Source organism: Bariatricus sp. TF06-38A, from assembly GCF_027690675.1.
In the GTDB taxonomy this organism is placed as follows: domain Bacteria; phylum Bacillota; class Clostridia; order Lachnospirales; family Lachnospiraceae; genus Allocoprococcus; species Allocoprococcus comes.
The window spans coordinates 28,981-46,587 of sequence record NZ_JAQFCE010000014.1 but is presented as its reverse complement, the minus strand read 5'-3'; the positions used below and the strand labels follow the sequence as shown (position 1 = coordinate 46,587).

General features: G+C 39.2%; 24 protein-coding genes. All 24 read left to right on the top strand.

Features of this window, described 5'->3' with window-relative positions; all coding sequences use genetic code 11:
• Complete coding sequence (locus tag PG418_RS11485; RefSeq protein WP_498837406.1) at positions 1-135, top strand: hypothetical protein; 135 nt, start codon at positions 1-3, stop codon at positions 133-135.
• Positions 136-280: 145 nt separating this feature from the next.
• Positions 281-484, top strand: coding sequence for a hypothetical protein (locus PG418_RS11480; protein ID WP_432333708.1), 204 nt, complete (start codon positions 281-283; stop codon positions 482-484).
• 309 nt (positions 485-793) lie between these two features.
• The gene (locus PG418_RS11475; RefSeq protein ID WP_498837405.1) at positions 794-1,243 is read left to right on the top strand and encodes a hypothetical protein; all 450 of its coding nucleotides are present in this window, start codon (positions 794-796) and stop codon (positions 1,241-1,243) included.
• A 198-nt stretch (positions 1,244-1,441) separates the two neighbouring features.
• Complete coding sequence (locus PG418_RS11470) at positions 1,442-1,951, top strand: terminase small subunit (RefSeq protein WP_498837404.1); 510 nt, start codon at positions 1,442-1,444, stop codon at positions 1,949-1,951.
• Positions 1,941-3,278 (top strand): PBSX family phage terminase large subunit, encoded by a 1,338-nt coding sequence (locus tag PG418_RS11465; protein ID WP_498837403.1) that lies wholly within the window; start codon positions 1,941-1,943, stop codon positions 3,276-3,278. The genes PG418_RS11470 and PG418_RS11465 overlap by 11 nt, the downstream gene beginning before the upstream one ends.
• 16 nt (positions 3,279-3,294) lie before the next feature.
• Positions 3,295-3,609 carry a hypothetical protein gene (locus PG418_RS11460; protein WP_498837402.1) on the top strand — a complete coding sequence of 105 codons (315 nt, stop codon included), beginning with the start codon at positions 3,295-3,297 and terminating at the stop codon, positions 3,607-3,609.
• A gap of 18 nt (positions 3,610-3,627) precedes the next feature.
• Positions 3,628-5,130 (top strand): phage portal protein, encoded by a 1,503-nt coding sequence (locus PG418_RS11455; protein WP_498837401.1) that lies wholly within the window; start codon positions 3,628-3,630, stop codon positions 5,128-5,130.
• Positions 5,090-6,718, top strand: a complete 1,629-nt coding sequence (locus PG418_RS11450; RefSeq protein ID WP_498837400.1) for a phage minor head protein — start codon at positions 5,090-5,092, stop codon at positions 6,716-6,718. Before PG418_RS11455 ends, PG418_RS11450 begins: the two co-directional genes overlap by 41 nt.
• The gene (locus PG418_RS11445; RefSeq protein WP_498837399.1) at positions 6,708-6,920 is read left to right on the top strand and encodes a DUF7675 family protein; all 213 of its coding nucleotides are present in this window, start codon (positions 6,708-6,710) and stop codon (positions 6,918-6,920) included. Before PG418_RS11450 ends, PG418_RS11445 begins: the two co-directional genes overlap by 11 nt.
• A 322-nt stretch (positions 6,921-7,242) precedes the next feature.
• Positions 7,243-7,914, top strand: coding sequence for a phage scaffolding protein (locus tag PG418_RS11440; protein ID WP_441914048.1), 672 nt, complete (start codon positions 7,243-7,245; stop codon positions 7,912-7,914).
• 23 nt (positions 7,915-7,937) lie between these two features.
• Complete coding sequence (locus PG418_RS11435; RefSeq protein WP_118427120.1) at positions 7,938-8,960, top strand: hypothetical protein; 1,023 nt, start codon at positions 7,938-7,940, stop codon at positions 8,958-8,960.
• Between the two features lie 14 nt (positions 8,961-8,974).
• Positions 8,975-9,499: a hypothetical protein gene (locus tag PG418_RS11430; protein WP_498837398.1), complete on the top strand. Its 525-nt coding sequence runs from the start codon at positions 8,975-8,977 to the stop codon at positions 9,497-9,499.
• A 4-nt stretch (positions 9,500-9,503) separates the two neighbouring features.
• Positions 9,504-9,920 (top strand): hypothetical protein, encoded by a 417-nt coding sequence (locus PG418_RS11425; protein ID WP_498837397.1) that lies wholly within the window; start codon positions 9,504-9,506, stop codon positions 9,918-9,920.
• A 1-nt stretch (position 9,921) separates the two neighbouring features.
• Positions 9,922-10,344: an HK97 gp10 family phage protein gene (locus PG418_RS11420; protein WP_498837396.1), complete on the top strand. Its 423-nt coding sequence runs from the start codon at positions 9,922-9,924 to the stop codon at positions 10,342-10,344.
• A gap of 2 nt (positions 10,345-10,346) precedes the next feature.
• Complete coding sequence (locus PG418_RS11415; RefSeq protein WP_118177839.1) at positions 10,347-10,712, top strand: hypothetical protein; 366 nt, start codon at positions 10,347-10,349, stop codon at positions 10,710-10,712.
• Between the two features lie 4 nt (positions 10,713-10,716).
• The gene (locus PG418_RS11410) at positions 10,717-11,301 is read left to right on the top strand and encodes a hypothetical protein (protein WP_118427124.1); all 585 of its coding nucleotides are present in this window, start codon (positions 10,717-10,719) and stop codon (positions 11,299-11,301) included.
• 14 nt (positions 11,302-11,315) lie between these two features.
• Positions 11,316-11,633, top strand: coding sequence for a hypothetical protein (locus tag PG418_RS11405; RefSeq protein ID WP_498837395.1), 318 nt, complete (start codon positions 11,316-11,318; stop codon positions 11,631-11,633).
• Between the two features lie 2 nt (positions 11,634-11,635).
• On the top strand, positions 11,636-12,082 hold the full coding sequence (locus PG418_RS11400; RefSeq protein ID WP_498837394.1) for a hypothetical protein: 447 nt from the start codon (positions 11,636-11,638) through the stop codon (positions 12,080-12,082).
• Positions 12,083-12,234: 152 nt separating this feature from the next.
• The gene (locus PG418_RS11395; protein ID WP_441914041.1) at positions 12,235-12,369 is read left to right on the top strand and encodes a hypothetical protein; all 135 of its coding nucleotides are present in this window, start codon (positions 12,235-12,237) and stop codon (positions 12,367-12,369) included.
• Positions 12,370-12,372: 3 nt separating this feature from the next.
• Positions 12,373-14,487, top strand: coding sequence for a phage tail protein (locus tag PG418_RS11390; protein WP_498837393.1), 2,115 nt, complete (start codon positions 12,373-12,375; stop codon positions 14,485-14,487).
• Positions 14,480-15,310, top strand: coding sequence for a hypothetical protein (locus tag PG418_RS11385; RefSeq protein ID WP_498837392.1), 831 nt, complete (start codon positions 14,480-14,482; stop codon positions 15,308-15,310). The genes PG418_RS11390 and PG418_RS11385 overlap by 8 nt, the downstream gene beginning before the upstream one ends.
• Positions 15,301-16,269, top strand: coding sequence for a hypothetical protein (locus tag PG418_RS11380; protein ID WP_498837391.1), 969 nt, complete (start codon positions 15,301-15,303; stop codon positions 16,267-16,269). The genes PG418_RS11385 and PG418_RS11380 overlap by 10 nt, the downstream gene beginning before the upstream one ends.
• 2 nt (positions 16,270-16,271) lie before the next feature.
• Positions 16,272-17,171, top strand: coding sequence for a hypothetical protein (locus PG418_RS11375; RefSeq protein WP_498837390.1), 900 nt, complete (start codon positions 16,272-16,274; stop codon positions 17,169-17,171).
• Between the two features lie 93 nt (positions 17,172-17,264).
• Positions 17,265-17,607 (top strand): hypothetical protein (locus tag PG418_RS11370; protein ID WP_498837389.1); only part of this gene is annotated, 343 nt, incomplete at its 3' end.

Genomic DNA, 17,607 nt, shown 5'->3' with positions numbered 1-17,607 from the left:
ATGGAAAAGTTAGTATTAACAGATACAGTTTGTTTTTTCGTTGGTCTTACGGTTGGGTTAATCCTTGGTGCTGTAGTGATGGCATTAGCTGCAACAGCTAAGAAGTATAAACCAAAGACAAAAAGAAATTTATAATTGTTGGGGTTGTTTCGGTGCTACAAATGGTGATTGTGATTACTGCCCGGTAAAGGACGGTGATGATGTACAAAAACAGGGTTCACTACATTTGAACTTTGCTGAACACATAATGAACAGATTCATGGAAAGGATATAAAAGATTATGACCTATAGAAATAGTGAAGGATATGTCGATCCGACAGCAGGTGCAGCAATGGCAACAGTTAAAAGGGAAGAAAATGCAGAACTGAATGACCGTAACCACAGACTGATTCAAGTGATCAGGAACATTGTTGACATTGCAGGGTTTGAAATTGTTGGAAGGGTGACATTGAAACATAAAAAATCAGGTAAGGTGTTTCATTAGTTCGATGCACCAATCAGTGCTGTTGTGGTAGTGGTTACGGTAAAGTTACAGTTTGTTACGGTTAAGGGTTACGGTTGAAACCCTTGTAAATACTGGCGGTTACGGTTGTCTACGGTTAAAAGTACATTCTTTAATAATTAGTATTTTATGATAGTATAGAACTTAGTAAAAATAAGAATATATAGAGAATAGAGTTTTAACCGTAACCGTAGAAACCGTAACTTCCTTGATTTATAAGGGTTTGAAGCACTTTTTATGCTATTTTTAACCGTAACCGAAGTGTAACCAACCGTAGAAAGTGAGGAAAAAATGAGTGATCAGAAGAAATTAAGTGCAAGGGAATATCTGAAACAGCTTGAAGTGTTAGATATGCAGATAAATGATGATATTGCCACGCTGTCAGATATGAAAATGAATGTATGCAGTGCAGGCGGTATTGATTACAGCCGGGACAAAGTGCAGACTTCACCTGTAGGTGATAAGTTATGTAAGGACGTAGTGAGGTATACCGTGTTTGACCAACACATCAATGAAGAAATAGATCAGTTTGTTGATGCAAAGAAGCAGATCATTAAGGAAATCCGGGGATTGCGTGACAAGAATATGATTCAGATTCTTACAAAAGTGTATGTGCAGTTTAAAACAGTCAAGGTTGCTTCACAGGAAATGAAAAAATCTTATTCATATACCGTAGAACTGCATAATAAGGCACTTTCAGCGTTTGAAGATACCTATAAAAACCTTACATATCTGACATAAAACCAATTATTTCATATTTGACAAATACAAGCTGACCTTTTATAGTGTATGCTGTATAAAAATTTTTGCAGGTAATTTATTACCTGCAATTTTTTATGCAAAATTATATTGCTTATTGTCTTATGTGCTGTAAGGTGGGAGGTTTTAGCACCCTTGCAGCACTTTTTGTTATAAAAATGATAGAAAGGCGGTGTTGTTATGGCAAAAAAAGGCAAATTAACTGAAAAGCAGCAACGTTTTGTTGATGAATACCTGATTGACCTGAATGCAACACAGGCAGCTATTAGGGCAGGTTATTCAGTAAAAACAGCGGATGCAATCGGATGTGAAAACCTAACAAAACCTAATATTCAACAGGCTATTGCTGAACACATGGCAGAATGTAGTAAAAGAACAGGAATCAATCAGGATAGAATTGTATTAGAACTTGCACGTATTGCTTTTGTGAACATTGATGATGTTGTTGATACAGAAACAGGGAAAATTCTTCCAAATGCATCAAGGGATGATCTTGCTTGCATTGAAGGCATAAAATACAAGGAATCCGATAATCAGTTTGGTGGAAGTGTTGAAAGAGAAGTCAAGGTTGCATCAAAACTGAAAGCCATTGAATTGCTTGGTAAACATTTAGGTATGTGGAATGATAAGTTAGATGTGAATGTGACAGCCCCTATAGTTATTTCAGGAGCAGACGCACTTGAGGACTAAATACAGGCAGCCATCAAGTCAATATGTATTTGGTTATCAGAAGTTCATTCTGATGCCGGAAGATTATAAGCCTACAAAGTCCGGTAAGGTTAATGTGAAATTACCGGAAGTAGTCGGTAAGGGTTACGGTACATTTTGGCGGTGGGAAGGTAGATATCGGGCAGTCAAAGGTTCACGTGCATCTAAGAAGTCAAAGACTACAGCATTATGGTACATCACCAATATGATGAAGTACCCTGATGCGAATACCTTAGTTGTCAGAAAAACTTACAGAACACTAAAGGATTCCTGTTTTACTGAACTGAAATGGGCTATACATCGACTTGGTGTTGATGCTTTTTGGGATATAAAAGAATCACCACTTGAAATGACGTATAAGCCAACAGGTCAAAAGATTTATTTCAGAGGACTGGATGACCCACTGAAAGTAACATCAATCACTGTTGATCAGGGTGTATTGTGTTGGATGTGGATTGAAGAAGCCTATGAGATCAGCAGTGAAGATGATTTCAATATGCTTGATGAATCTATTCGTGGTGCAATCCCGGAAGGTTCAGACCTGTTCAAACAGATCACCGTAACATTCAACCCTTGGAATGAACACCATTGGTTGAAGAAACGGTTTTTTGATAACCCTGATGATGAAACCCTTGCACTTACAACCAATTACAAGTGCAATGAATGGTTAGATAAAGCCGATCTTAAGGTTTTTGAAACCATGCGGAAACAGAACCCAAGACGTTATGCAGTGGCAGGTCTTGGTGATTGGGGTATTGTTGATGGTCTTGTATATGAGAATTGGCATGAAGAAGCCTTTACATTGGAACAGATCAGACAGCAATACAAGATTGATTCAGCCTTTGGTCTTGACTTTGGTTATACAAATGACCCATCTGCATTGTTTTGTGGATTCATTGACACGAAGAACAAAAAGATATTCGTGTGGGATGAAATGTATAGTGCAGGTCTTTCCAATGAGCGAATATATCAGAACATCAATGATATGGGCTATGCAAAGGAAAGAATCACAGCGGATTCAGCAGAACCAAAGTCTATTGATCAGTTAAAGGGTTATGGTCTTAGGGTCAAAGGTGCTGAAAAGGGTAAGGACAGTATCAACAGCGGTATTCAGTTTATTCAGGACTTTGAAATCATCATACACCCAAGATGTGTGAATTTCTTGACGGAGATCAGCAACTATACTTGGGACAAGGACAAGTTCGGTAATAAACTGAACCGCCCTATTGATGACTTCAATCATCTTATGGACGCAATGCGATATGCATTGGAAAAATATATCAAGAAAGGTAACGGCTGGTTATTTTAGCCGGGAGGTATACAAAATGTTAATTTTAGGTACAGAATATGGTCTGATCAGAGATGATGAGACACTGGAAGAGACATTGCATGACGGTGAGTGTGCAATCTACACGAAGCTGATAAAGATTAGAGCAATGGAGAAAATGCTGGAACTGTCAGCATCAGAAGAAGATAAGAGAACCAGATACAATGAAGTGTTAAGGCATGAAGTGATTCATGCTTTTTTTAATGAGTGTGGACTTGCGGAATACTGTAATGATGAACAGCTGGTACAGTGGATTGCGGTACAGTTCCCGAAAATCCTGAAAGTATTCCAGGGACTTAACTGTATAGATTAACAGGAAAGAGGTGATAAGGTGCTTACAGTTGATGAAATCAAGATGTTCATTGATGAAGATGCTGCATCAATGAAAAAGCATTTTGCAAGAATAGGTGAACGCTATTTTGACGGGGATCACGATATCAAAAATTACAGAATGTTTTACTACAATTCCGATGGTCAGCTTGTGGAAGATACAAGCCGGGCAAATGTAAGAATACCACACCCATTTTTCAAGGAACTGACAGAACAGGGTACACAGTACACCCTTTCAGGTTCAGATGATTTTGTATTCAGTGATGTGCCTGAACTACAGAGTGAACTTGATGCAAGATTCAATAATAACGATGATTTTATTGATGAACTGTCAGAAACGCTTACAGACTGTCAGACAAAAGGTTTTGCTTATATGTACGCCATGAAAGACAGCACTGACAAGCTGAAATTCACGTGTGCTGACAGTATCGGTGTTGTAGAAGTAGAAGCACGATTTGCAGATGACGGAAAAGACCATGTAATTTACTGGTATGTTGACCGGGTTGACAAGGAAGGTCACAGAATCAAGAAAATCATGGATTGGGATGATGAACAGGTTGTTTATTATGTTCAGACAGATGAAGGGGAAATACAGCTTGACGATAAAGCCAAGGTAAATCCAAGACCACATATACTGTATCAGGTTGACGGTGATGATAACACCTATATTGATTCACTTGGTTTCTTGCCATTCTTCCGGTTGGATAATAACAAGAAACAGTTCAGCAACCTGAAAGCAGTAAAAGACCTGATTGATGATTATGACCTTATGGCATCCAGTCTTTCCAATAACCTGATTGACTTTGACCATCCATTATATGCAGTCAAAGGGTTTGAAGGTGATAACCTTGATGAATTGCAGCAGAATCTTAAGACAAAAAAGATTGTTGGTGTTGGTTCAGATGGCGGTATTGAAGTACATACAGTAGATGTACCGTATGAAGCCCGGAAGGTTAAATTGGAACTGGATGAAAAGAACATATATCGTTTTGGTATGGGGCTGAACTTGTCAGGTCTGAAAGATACATCAGCAACAACCAATATTGCAATCAAGGCAGCCTATTCACTGCTTGATCTTAGATGTAAACACCTTGAAAGGAATATCAAGCGGTTCTTGCGTAAGATCGTGGCAGTGTGCATTGATGAAATCAATCAGCAGAACGGTACAGATTATCAGATCACAGATGTTTATTTTGAGTTCACCCACGAAGTAATGAGTAATGAACAGGAAAATGAACAGAATGAACTTACAGAAGCACAGAAACAACAGGTACAAATTAACACCCTGTTATCACTGGCACAGATTTTTGGTGATGATCTGATTATTCAGTATATTTGTGATGTTCTTGATGTTGATTATGAAAAGGTGAAGGACAAGTTGCCGGATAATGAAGCTGATAAGGTGCAGCAGGTGCAAGATGATCTTGATTCTATTATACCGGATGATGAAGGCGGTGGAATAGGTGAACAAGGCACAGAAGGAAGTACAACAGGCACAGCTTAATGATGAAAAGAAAGTAATCAAGCTGTTAGAAAGAGTATATGAACAGGCGAAAAAGGATTGTGAACAGAAAATCAGGGAATTGTCTGCAAGGACAGACCTTGAAAATCTGCAAAGTATAGTATACCAAAAGGAATATCAGCAAATGATGGTTGATCAGCTTGAAGCAATGCTTTATGACCTACATGAAGGTCAATTTACAACCATTGCTGATTACTTGGAACAGTCATATATCAACGGTTACGTTGGTATGTTCTATGATTTGCAAAGTACAGGTATACCGCTTGTAATACCGATTCAGCAAGATCAGGTTGTCAAAGCATTGAAAACCAACAGTAAACTGTCAAGCGGTCTGTATAAGCGTTTAGGTGAAGATGTTGATTATCTGAAACGTTCAATTCGTGCTGAACTTTCAAGGGGAATCAGTAGCGGTTCAACATGGAATGAAATGGCATTAAGAATTGCCAAGGGTATGAACAGTCCTTTTCGTAAAGCATATAACAATGCAATACGGATTGCCAGGACAGAAGGACATAGAATACAGAATGAAGCAGCCCTTGACGGTCAGCATGGGGCTAAGAAAAAGGGTGCTGATATAGTCAAACAGTGGGATTCCACACTTGACGGACGGACAAGGGATGAACACCGGGAATGTGACGGACAGATCAGGGAAATTGATGAACCATTTGATGTTGGCGGTGAGAAAATGCAAGCACCGGGTGTTGGCGGTTCTGCAAAGAACGTTTGTAACTGTCGGTGCTGTTTACTGCAACGTGCAAAATGGGCTTTAGATGAGGATGAGCTGGAAGAACTGAAAGAACGTGCTGCATTTTTCGGACTGGATAAATCAAAGGATTTTGAAGAATTTAAGCAGAAATATTGTCAGTTGCCGGAAGATGCTGATACAATGGAAGTACCAAAAGGACATTCAGAGGCATATGAGTCACTGATGGAAGGACTGAAAGTGAATAAAGTAACTTGCCGTGAAGTTAAGGATTTAGAAAAGCCATTAACGCCGGATGAGATTATTGACAGATTGGCCGGTGGTGATAAGACAAGAGGTTCGTGTTCTTCACTCGGTTTTGCATATATAGGCAATAAAGCAGGATTGGATGTATTGGATTTCAGAGGTGGTAGCTCACAGTCTTTCTTTTCAATGAACACTAATATCAAAAAAATGTTAGATTTGCCGAATGTAAAGGGTGAAATACTCAAGGTGAAAAAAGAGGCATCCGACACAGCAAAAATTCTCCGTGACTTAGAATTAAACAAAGAGTATTATATGAGCGTTGGTAGGCACGCTTCAATCGTCCGGAATACGGAAGATGGTTTACAATACCTTGAACTTCAGTCTGCAATAAAGAATGGGTGGATGCCGTTTGAAAGGTACGGTTCCATTGTGACCACTTTGCAGAAAAGATTCGGGTGTAGAAAGACTGTTGATAGATTTGCCGGAAAAGTATGGGAGAAAGAAGTGGTTCTCATGGAAGTAGATTCATTTAAGGCGAATAGCGAATTTAAAGAACTTTTGGGGTATATAAATACCGCGACCAATAAACAAAAGAAAGGAGTGACAGGGAATGTCAAGTGATGATAGATGGTATAAAAACAATACAGACGATAAGATTTGGTGGAAAGATACCGATTCAGTAGGCGAATGGTTATTCAGCTTTGACAAAAAGCAGGTGTTTAACATGTTTGCTGATTATCCACACAACCTGACACCAGAACAGAAAAAAATCTTTGATGAAGAGAATCCTGAATGGGTTGATTTCTTCAAAGACAGGCAATAAAAAAGCAAAGGTAAAGAAGTGTACACCTTTGCTTTTTTATTACCTATATGACCGTTATATAAGGTCAGAAAGGGGGATAAAAGGAACATGAAAGCGTTACACACTCACTTGGTATTGTAGAAAGGTTTGGTGATCCTGATTATCTCCCAACTATGGGTTAAATAGTATTTTAAGGCATCCGCAAGGGTGTTTTTATTTTGTCCGAAAAAGGCTTATGACGTTTAAACTGCTGCTGAAATGACCCCTGCAACATGGGATATAAACTGTTGACCGTTCCCGGTGACACCGGATATAAAAACATGACGGAGAAAGGAAGAAGAACATGGAATTTTTAAAAGCATTTTTTGGTGATAAAGCTATTACCTATGATGAACTGGTACAGGCAATTAATGCCTATAACGGTGATGAAAAGAACAAAGAGAAGCTGATCAAGATGGTCAATCTTACTGATGGCGGTTATGTGTCTAAGGACAAATACACCAATCTTGAAACTGACCTTTCCGGTAAGACTACAGAACTGACCAAGGCAAACAACCTGATTGAAGAACTGAAAAAGTCAGCCGGGAAAGACGAAGAAACACAGCAGAAAATCACTGCATATGAAACAGAGATTGCAGACCTTAAGAAAGAGAATGCAGAACTGAAAACAGAAAATGCATTGAAATTTGCGTTGGTTGCAGCAGGTGCGGTTGATGTTGATTATCTTGTATTCAAGGCAAAGGAAAAAGGTGAAATCAAACTTGGTGATGATGGAAAAATCAAAGGTGAAGATGATCTGATTTCAGGTCTTAAAACACAGCATCCTACCATGTTTGAAGCATCCAACAGCAATCAGCAGCAGAATGGTAACAGAAGAGTTCTTGAAAACAACCTGCCGGGTGGGGATAAAGACAAGACAGTTACCAAAGAACAGTTCCTTAAGATGGGTTACAACGAAAGAATGAAACTCAAAGAGGAAAACCCGGAGTTATTCAAACAGTTAAATGTACACTAAGAAAGGTTAAAATGGTGAATTAAATGGCAAGAACAGGAAATTTTGGCGGTTTTGCTTTTGATGAAGAAGTATTTACCGGAATGATGCAGGAAGCTGACTACTGGACTACACCAATCATTGCTTCCGGTATCGTGCAGCAGGACAGTTCTATTATGGACTTAATCGGTGAGCATGGAAACGTGGCAACAATTCCAATTTATAAACCGATTGACGCAAATGAAAGCGGTATGGAAGCACTGAACAACGATGGTGAAACAAACAACACACCTGTTGAAATCAGCGGTGACAAACAGACTTGTATGCTTATTCAGAGAATGAAAGCATTCAAGGCTAAAGACTTTACAAAGGAATTAACTGGTGCTGACCCTATGACACTGATCAGAAATAAGATTGCAGGTTATTATGGTCAGGTTTGGGAAAAAGAACTGATGAACATTGCACAGGCAGTATTAGCGGTTGCAGCACTTAGTGATCATGTACTTGATCTTACTAAAGGTACTAAGACAAACATTGAAGCAGGTACTATTTACGATGCAGAACAGGCAGCACTTGGTGATATGGCAGGTGGTCTTGGTCTGATGGTTATGCATTCCATGATCTTCAAAGAGTACAAGAAAATGGAAATGGTTGACTATGATAAGTATGTTGTCAACGGTGTAATTCAGAAAGAAATTACATTGCCAACTATCGCAGGTAAACACGTACTTGTAACTGATAGATTTACAGCTACAGGAGCAGGTGCAGATGCGGTTTACAGCACATATCTGTTTGGAGAAGGTGCATTTTTATCTTGCGATAAGAACAACTATGAGAATCAGTATACAACCAACTATGACCCGGAAGCATCCGCAGGTATTGACAAGTTCTATACAAAGCAGGGTAAGGTGCTGCATCCGAATGGTCTTTCTTTAGCAGTTGATCAGATTGCAAAAGAATCACCGACTTATGCAGAACTTGGTAAGTCTGCAAACTACAGCCTTAAGTTCAATACAAAGAACGTTAAGATGGGTCTTATCAAGTCCAAGGTTGGTACAGCAGTTGTCTAAGAAAGGGTGATCTGATGATATTAGCAGTTGATGATGTAATGATATTACCTGAATTTGCTGTGCAAAATGAAAAGGTGATTGAAGAAAAACTGAACGCTGCTGAACTTATGATCAGAGCATACACAAACAACAATTTTCAGAATCGGTTTGTTCGATTTACCGCTGATAGTTTGGGTAATCGTTTGCTTAGAACATCAGATTTCTTAAAAGTGGGTGATACAGTTCAGATTTCACAGTCAATGGTGAACGATGGACTGTATACCATTACGGAAATTGGTGATGATTTCATCAGAGTTAATCAGGAGTTGTATAAAAGTACAAACCTGATCACTAAGGTGGAATATCCGGCTGATATTCGTGCAGGTGTGCTTGAACTGCTTAAGTGGGATATTAAGAACAGACCGAAAACCGGGGTCAAGTCTGAAACGCTGTCAAGATACAGTGCAACTTACTTTGATCAGGACGCTAACAATCAGGTTATGGGCTATCCTGTTGCCCTACTTGGATTCTTAAAGCCTTATATAAAGGCTAGATTCTGATTATATGAGCGTTGGCGGTAACATTCAAGCATTGTTACAGGTAAAAAAGAACGGTGCTAAAAATGCCATAGGTGAGCGTGTAAACACATGGGTTGATTGTACATCAATACTAGGTTGGTTGGACTTATCAACAGGTGATTCAAAGCATACAACTTTTTATGCCAAGGTTCAGGAAAGTACACACATTTTCTTGTGTGACTTTACCAATCTGAAAAACCTATCTACTGATTGGGTTTGGAATCCATTCAGTTTTCTGACAGGTGTAATCAGTAAGACGGATGAACAGGAAACCGTTGATGTGACAAGTGACAATGCAAGAATGGTTGTGAATGGTGAAGTGTATGAAATCCTTCTGATTGATGACCCTATGAATATGCATGATCATTTAGAAATCTATTTAAGATTTATAGGGGGTCAGTAGTATGTCAGTTGAATTTACAGATAATACAGCAAAAATTAAAGCTGCATTATCGGAAGGGGTTATTGGATTCCTTCACGAAGCAGGTGGTGAAATACAGGCACAGACCAAAAGAAATAGCCGGGTTGATACCGGACAAACAAAGGGGTCTTACAAATATATGGTTGATGAAGGAAAAGATGAATCAACTGTTGCTGTAGGTTCAGACCTTGAAAATGCGATTTGGGAAGAATTTGGTACTGGTGAATATGCACTACATGGTGACGGAAGAAAAGGCGGTTGGGTTTACAAGAGTAAGAAAGACGGTAAATTTTACCATACTTACGGAAAAACACCACGACAACCACTCACTAAAGCATTTCAGAGTGTAGCCCCAAAGATAAAGAAACAGCTTGTAAATGTCATTAAACAGAATTTAGGGGGTTAATTATGGTTGATATGCTTGGTTTTATTTCTGATCAGCTTGATCAACTTGGTATTCCCTATGAATTTGGTGAATGGACGGGTGAAATTAGCTATCCTTACTTTGTCGGTTCGTTCAATGAAACTGAACACAGATTAGAGGACGGATATACAGGCGGTGTGTTTACACTTGACGGTTGGTCAAGGGGGTCAAAATTACCGCTTGCAGAAATAAATGACAAATTAAAAAAAGCATTTGAAGATTTAAGGGCAGTTCAGGAAGGAACTGCTTTTTTTATTACCTATTGGAACGGTTTAATGATTCCAACAGGTGAAGAGGATCTATTTAGAATAACAATCACACTCAATACAAATGAGTGGAAAGGAGCATAAAAGAATGGGATTAAAAAAACATGGCATCACGTCTGAAACTATCAAGAACATGATCTTGGGTGCAGGTGTCATTTACAAAAATCTTAAGTATGAGAAAGCAAGCAGCGGTTGGACTGGTACACCACTTGGTGCAACTTCCGGTGGTCTTAAGTTCAACTATGAAGCACAGTGGTTAGATGTTGAGGTAGATGGTGCAACTGTACTGATCAAAGGTGTCAGCAAGCAGAAAGTTGGTGAATCTGCAACACTTGAAGGTCAGATGACAGAACTTACAGAAGATATTCTTGTAAATGCATTACACCTTGTAAAATCCACTTCCGAAGATACAACCTATGTCAAGTATGTATCTAAGGAAAATATCACAGAAGCAGATTATCTTGAAAATGTTGCATATGTTGGAACACTTTCAAGCGGTAAAAATGTAATTATTATTTTACCGAACGCACTCTGTACAGAAGCATTTGAACTGGAAACAAAGAACGCTGAACAGACAACATTTGCTGTCAAATTTGAGTGTACAGCTGATCTTGAAAATGACAGCTTAAACAAGTTGGATATTGCTATTTACTATCCAAACGCTGTTGTGTAGGGGGGGTGTGAATTATGCGAGTTGTAGTAGTAAGAGAATATACAGACAAGTACACAGGTGAAGGTCATGTGATTGGTGAAAAACTGGATATGACAGAAGAAAGATTTGCAGAAATTCAGGACAAAGGAATGTTTGTGGTTGATATTTCTGATGAAGTAGTGCAGCAGGAAACACCTGCTGTATCTGCTGAACAGGTAGAAGATCAGGAACAAGAAACAGTAAGTGAACAGACTGAACCTGTTGAACATGAAGAAACATCTGCACCAAAACAGGATAAACCTGCAAAAGGTGGTAGAAGAAACAGATCGAAAAAAGAAAGTGAGGATAAATAATCATGGCAGATTTCAAATTTAAGGATTTAACAGTTGATAACGCATTTGACTTTTGTGAGGTTCTTGCAGTTATCGGAGTAGAACAGGTTATTGGTGCATTTGACAAAGACGAGATTCAGCAGTTGCAGGAATCCGGTACAGATATGAAAGAAGTTGGTATTGTCATTGCTATGAAGGTGTGTGGCATTCTGATCAAGAACATTTCAAAAGCAAGAAATGAAATCTGTAAGTTTTTTGCTAACTGTATGGAGTGGGACAACGGTACAGCGGTTACTGCTGATGATGTGAAGAAATTCAAGCTGAAACAGTTTGTTGTCATGGTGAAAGATTTTGCTAAGAAAGATGATCTTATGGATTTTTTCGAGGGTGTTGCCGAATTAGTGGGTACGGAACAGAACGATTTGATGAATGCTGCAACCGTAGATATGGTAACCCCTACAGCTATTTAGATAAAGCAATCAGCCGGGGGAAGTTAGACGCTACTGTTAGAACAGTCCTGAAACAGGACAATGAAGATAAACAGTGGGACTTATACTGTGCAATCACAGCAAACCCACTTGCTGCTGATGTTGGAAATTTTGAAGAATTTAAACAGCGGTTTATGAGTACAGCACCGAAAGGTGGAAATACTGAACAAACTGAACCGACAATGAACAATGCACAGATTAAGTTACAGGTGGAAAAAGCAAATAAAATTCTGAATGGATTCGTGCCACCGTTGAAAGGGGGTGGCTAATCGTTGGATATTTTTTCGTTGGTCGGAAAAATAACGATCAATTACGCTGATGCGGTGAACAACATTGAAAGGGTTTCAAAGTCTGCAAAGGACACAGCTGAAACACTGGAAGATGTTGACAAAAAGGCAGATGGTGCAGGTGATTCAGTAGAAGATGCCGGACAAGCTGCCAAGAATGCAGACAGTGGATTTACAATATGGAAAGCCACGCTTGCGAATTTAGCATCTACAGCAATCACAAAAGTAATTTCAGGATGTACACAGTTAGCTGAAAAAATGGCAGATGTGACAAAATCAGCGGTTGGTCACTATGCTGAATATGAACAGTTAGTTGGCGGTGTTGAAACATTATTCAAAGACAGTTCCGGTAAACTGATTGATTATGCTGAAAAGGCATATAAGACAGCCGGGATGAGTTCAAATCAGTACATGAATACAGCAACGTCATTTGCTGCTTCACTGATTCAGGGTCTTGGCGGTGATACTGCAAAAGCGGTTGAACTGACCAACCTTGCTATCACAGATATGTCAGATAACGCTAACAAGATGGGTACTGACATAGGTTCTATACAGGACGCTTATCAGGGTTTTGCAAAGCAAAATTACACAATGCTTGACAACCTAAAGCTAGGTTATGGCGGTACTCAATCGGAAATGATTCGATTGATAAATGATTCAGGTGTACTCGGTGAAAAGATTGATAGTTTGGATAACGTAACGTTTGACCAAATGATTGAAGCTATTCACAAGATTCAGGATAACTTAGGTATAACCGGAACAACAGCACTTGAAGCAGGTACTACAATATCAGGTTCATGGAGTTCAGTACAGGCATTGTTTGAAAATATCCTGACAAAAGTAGGTTCAAAACTTGCACCTACTGTTATGGGATTTTTACAGCAGTTGTCGGACTGGATGGAAACCGTTGACTGGGATGCGTTTGCAACGTCTGTCGGTGATGCCCTACAAAGGGTATTTGACTGGATTCAAAAGATTGATTTTACAACATTCTTTGAAAAAGGAATGGACGGTGTTGAAAACTTCCTTGAAAAACTAGGTGGTCTTATTGAAGATATGCCTAAGATTATTCAAACGTTCAAGGATTGGTCACCTCTTATAGCCGGAGTTGCTGCCGGGTTCGTAACCTTAAAGGTTGCAATGGCAATAGCATCATTGATTAGTGCAGTGAGTACAGCAATCGGAATTTTAACAGGTGTGGAAGAAACTGCAACAGTAGCACAAACCGGATTGAATACAGCCATGCTTGCAAATCCTGCTGTATTTATTATATCAATTATAGCCGGGCTTGTGGTTGCCTTGATTACATTGTGGAACACCAATGATGGATTCAGAGAAGCAGTCACAAATATTTGGAATGCAATCAAAACGACTGTAACCAATGTAATCAATTCGATTAAGTCAGTAATCAGCAGTGTGTTCAATGCAATTAAGTCTACTATTTCAAGTATACTGAACAGCATTAAATCAACCTTTACAAGTGTTTGGAACAGTATCAAGTCAACGGTATCTAATGTGATCAACGGTGTGAAGTCCACTATTTCAAGTGGTCTGAATGCTGCCAAATCTACGGTGAGCGGTGTACTGAATAGCATTAAGGCGGTTTTTTCAAATGTGTGGAATGGGTGCAAATCTGTTGTATCGAATGCGATTAATCACATAAAATCAATCATGCATTTTTCATGGTCATTACCACATTTGAAACTTCCTCATATTTCAATTAGTGGTTCTTTTAGCTTGAAACCTCCAAGTGTTCCACACTTTGGTATTGAATGGTATAAAAAGGCAATGGATGATGGTATGATCTTGAATCAGCCGACTATTTTCGGTTACAATGCGAAATCTAACAGGTTCCTTGCTGGTGGTGAAGCCGGAAGTGAAACAGTAGTTGGTACACAGAACTTGATGGACATGATTCAGGAAGCTGTGAATAACAGCGGAAACAGGGATGACGGAGCAATCCAGGCATTGCTAGAAGCCATCTATAATTGGATGCGTAACGGAGGACTGTACACACTGTTAATTGATGCACTGACGAATGGTGTAGAAGTTGAATTTGATAACAGAGAAATTGCAAGGTTGGTGAAAAAATATGCTTGATATAGCAAAATACGTGAACCATCTGAACCAAAGTATTGACTTTGGTTCGTGTGGTATTTTTATTACATCTTCTGAATTAAGGGATTATGAATGGAAATATGATACGGATTATGATGAGATTACCAACTTTCATAAAGGTGTCAAGGAAAAGAAAATGAAGATCATCATTTCGGCATCTTCCGAGGAAGAGGGGATTGCAAAAAGAAATGCTATCTTCCAGATCTTTGAATCTGATATTCTTGCGGAACAGTCAGGAAGATTGTATCAAGATGGCTATTACCTTAATTGCTATATCGTAGCATCGAAGAAAGCAAAGTGGTATTTGACAAAACGGTATCTGGAGATTGAAGTCACCATTGCAACAGATCATCCGGACTGGGTACAGGAAAGAGAGTACAATTTCCTGAAGACAGAAGGCGCGACGATTGAAATGGATAATCTGAAGAAATATCCATACAAATACGGATATTATTATCTGAATCAGGTATCATCTTCCTCGATCAATAATGTTAGTATCACGGAATCAGATTTTGTGCTGCGGATATATGGTTCCGTATCAAAACCGCTTGTGAAGATTGGAGACAATACCTATCAGGTCAATGTTTCTTTAAATGCCGGTGAACGATTAGAGATTGATTCACGGAGAAAAACGGTTAAATTGGTGCATACTGACGGGTATGCTGAAAATGTTCTTTGGTCAGCCGTAAAAGAGTATTATATCTTTGAGAAAATTGTAGCTGGTACGCAGATCGTTGCGTGGAATGGTAGTTTTTCTTTCGATCTAATCTTGATTGACAAAAGGAGTGAACCATTGTGGAAGTAATGTATACAGACGTAAACAGGCTTCCACAAGGGAGCCTTGAAAAATATTCCGTTGATCTGGAACTCGGAGGCAATAATGACTTTGAGCTTCAAATGAATGTGAAAAATCACTGCATGAGTGCCGGATGCATCTGGTATGTAAAAGACGAAGAATACGGCGGTATTGTGGATGATGTAAAAGTCGACACAGAAAAATCCAAGGTATATTATTCCGGAAGAAGTTGGCGTGGTGTTCTGGAAAAGAAAGTGATCCGACCGGACACCGGAAAAGATTACCTGACAGTATCCGGTGATGTACATGATATTCTTGCATTGCTGATAAAGCGGTGTGATCTGGTAGATATGTTTGCTGTTCCGGATACGTCTTCCGGAATACAGATAAGCAATTATCAATTCCCGAGATACGTCGATGCTTATTCAGGCATTGTAAAAATGCTGTCTGCTGTTGGGGCAAAGCTGAAAATAATTTACAACGACAAGGATTCTTGTGTGAATATATCAGCTGTCCAGATCGAAGATCTGTCGGAAAAATATGAGTATTCCGATGACTACGGAATGAAGATCATAATCGAAAAGAAAACCGGAGGGGTGAATCATCTGATCTGTCTCGGAGCTGGCGAATTGGCAGCCAGAACAGTGATTGATTTGTATGTAGATAAGACAGGAGAGATCAGTGAAAAACAGTCATATTTTGGAGAATATGAGATTGCAGAAACATATGATTATGGAAATTCTGAATCTGCTGCAGAGCTGAAAGAAAAAGGAATTGAACATCTGAAGGAACTGAAAAGTTTGGATTCTGTCTCAGCATCATTCAGTAAATTGGATGTAGATATCGGTGATATTGTTGGTGGAAGAAACCGGGCGACAGGAATTGTTCTGAAAGAACCGGTTACGCAGGAGATTGTAAAAATAAAAAATGGCATAGAAACTATAACATATAAGGTTGGTGAGGAATAACAATGGCAACAAATTATTTAGATACAGGAGATACAGGACGTGCAGTTAGTGCAGAATCTGACGGTGCACTATTTGCCGGGATTTTTGGAAGTGCAAAATATGTATTAGAAAACGGCAGCCAGTTCAAGGCAGAGGTACAGTCCAATAACATTGTAAAAATCTCTGATGGTGATGCAGTTATGTACGGACGACACGTAAGGATTCCGGCAAATGACAGTGCACTGGTGACGATTAACAATGGACATTCTGGAACAAACAGAGTTGATCTGATCGTGTTCCGGTATACAAAGGATAGCACCGGAAAAGAAACGGTTGATCTGGTTGTGATCCAGGGAGAAGATTCTACCGGTACGGCTACAGCACCGACGGCGGTGGATGGAAATATACTGACCGGTGCAATGCAGTCAGACTTTCCTCTGTATACCGTGGAACTGAATGGAATCAACATTGTAAAGGTGAATCCACTGTTCAATGTGATCGGTAATATCAGCAAGTTAAAGGAAGAGCTTACTGAATTAAATAGCAAATTAAAAAATGCAGAGACAACAATAAACAATAATTTAATGAGTATAAACACATATCTCGTGACACTTAATACTTCTAACGTAAAAATGTCCGATTCATGGATTGAGTGCAATAGAATTGGGAATTTGGTGATGGTCAATGGATGCACCAAAATCACAAAAAATGTTAATGTATATGCTGGCCTTAATATTGCAAGTGGAGTACCTGCTCCATGCTGTGATAAACAGCTTTATATTGGAGCAATAACACAAGATAATACATATTCCAGTTGCCTTCTTAGTGTTAGTAAGAATGGTGAAATCGATCTCTATGTCAGATGGCAAAAAGCTTTAGCAGGAGATGTTTTTTATTATGAGTTCTGCTATATATGTAAATAGTCATTGTTTTACAAGAACTTCAATCAATTCGATTAAAATAATTGCTATTTAGTTCAGAATCCCTCTAAAAAGAAGAAAGGGGCAAACAGAAAAATGAAAATCACATTCAATGACGGTCAGGAGTTGCAGATCCAGCAGGCAGCAGTCCAGTCAGACGGTGCACTTCTGATCAAGACAATCTCGGCAACGGAAGAGCAACTGAAGACAATCTTCTCTGATACAATGACAACCAAGAGAATGACCGTCCAGGAACGCGGAACAGAAGATGTTGTGTATGAAAACTACACAAAGCTCGATGCAATCGTGAAGTACACGGCCGGCATTCTTGGTGTGTTAATGTACCGGGAAGGAGAAGATCCGGACAGCCGGATAACAACACTGGAGGCACGACTTAAAGAAGCAGAAGAGAAAAATACGAACCTGCAGTCAAGAGTCG

Coding starts and splice junctions, on each gene's coding strand:
- PG418_RS11485 (WP_498837406.1), top strand. CDS start 1: ATGGAAAAGTTAGTATTAACAGATACAGTTTGTTTTTTCGTTGGTCTT.
- PG418_RS11480 (WP_432333708.1), top strand. CDS start 281: ATGACCTATAGAAATAGTGAAGGATATGTCGATCCGACAGCAGGTGCA.
- PG418_RS11475 (WP_498837405.1), top strand. CDS start 794: ATGAGTGATCAGAAGAAATTAAGTGCAAGGGAATATCTGAAACAGCTT.
- PG418_RS11470 (WP_498837404.1), top strand. CDS start 1,442: ATGGCAAAAAAAGGCAAATTAACTGAAAAGCAGCAACGTTTTGTTGAT.
- PG418_RS11460 (WP_498837402.1), top strand. CDS start 3,295: ATGTTAATTTTAGGTACAGAATATGGTCTGATCAGAGATGATGAGACA.
- PG418_RS11445 (WP_498837399.1), top strand. CDS start 6,708: ATGTCAAGTGATGATAGATGGTATAAAAACAATACAGACGATAAGATT.
- PG418_RS11440 (WP_441914048.1), top strand. CDS start 7,243: ATGGAATTTTTAAAAGCATTTTTTGGTGATAAAGCTATTACCTATGAT.
- PG418_RS11435 (WP_118427120.1), top strand. CDS start 7,938: ATGGCAAGAACAGGAAATTTTGGCGGTTTTGCTTTTGATGAAGAAGTA.
- PG418_RS11430 (WP_498837398.1), top strand. CDS start 8,975: ATGATATTAGCAGTTGATGATGTAATGATATTACCTGAATTTGCTGTG.
- PG418_RS11425 (WP_498837397.1), top strand. CDS start 9,504: ATGAGCGTTGGCGGTAACATTCAAGCATTGTTACAGGTAAAAAAGAAC.
- PG418_RS11420 (WP_498837396.1), top strand. CDS start 9,922: ATGTCAGTTGAATTTACAGATAATACAGCAAAAATTAAAGCTGCATTA.
- PG418_RS11415 (WP_118177839.1), top strand. CDS start 10,347: ATGGTTGATATGCTTGGTTTTATTTCTGATCAGCTTGATCAACTTGGT.
- PG418_RS11410 (WP_118427124.1), top strand. CDS start 10,717: ATGGGATTAAAAAAACATGGCATCACGTCTGAAACTATCAAGAACATG.
- PG418_RS11405 (WP_498837395.1), top strand. CDS start 11,316: ATGCGAGTTGTAGTAGTAAGAGAATATACAGACAAGTACACAGGTGAA.
- PG418_RS11400 (WP_498837394.1), top strand. CDS start 11,636: ATGGCAGATTTCAAATTTAAGGATTTAACAGTTGATAACGCATTTGAC.
- PG418_RS11395 (WP_441914041.1), top strand. CDS start 12,235: ATGAGTACAGCACCGAAAGGTGGAAATACTGAACAAACTGAACCGACA.
- PG418_RS11385 (WP_498837392.1), top strand. CDS start 14,480: ATGCTTGATATAGCAAAATACGTGAACCATCTGAACCAAAGTATTGAC.
- PG418_RS11375 (WP_498837390.1), top strand. CDS start 16,272: ATGGCAACAAATTATTTAGATACAGGAGATACAGGACGTGCAGTTAGT.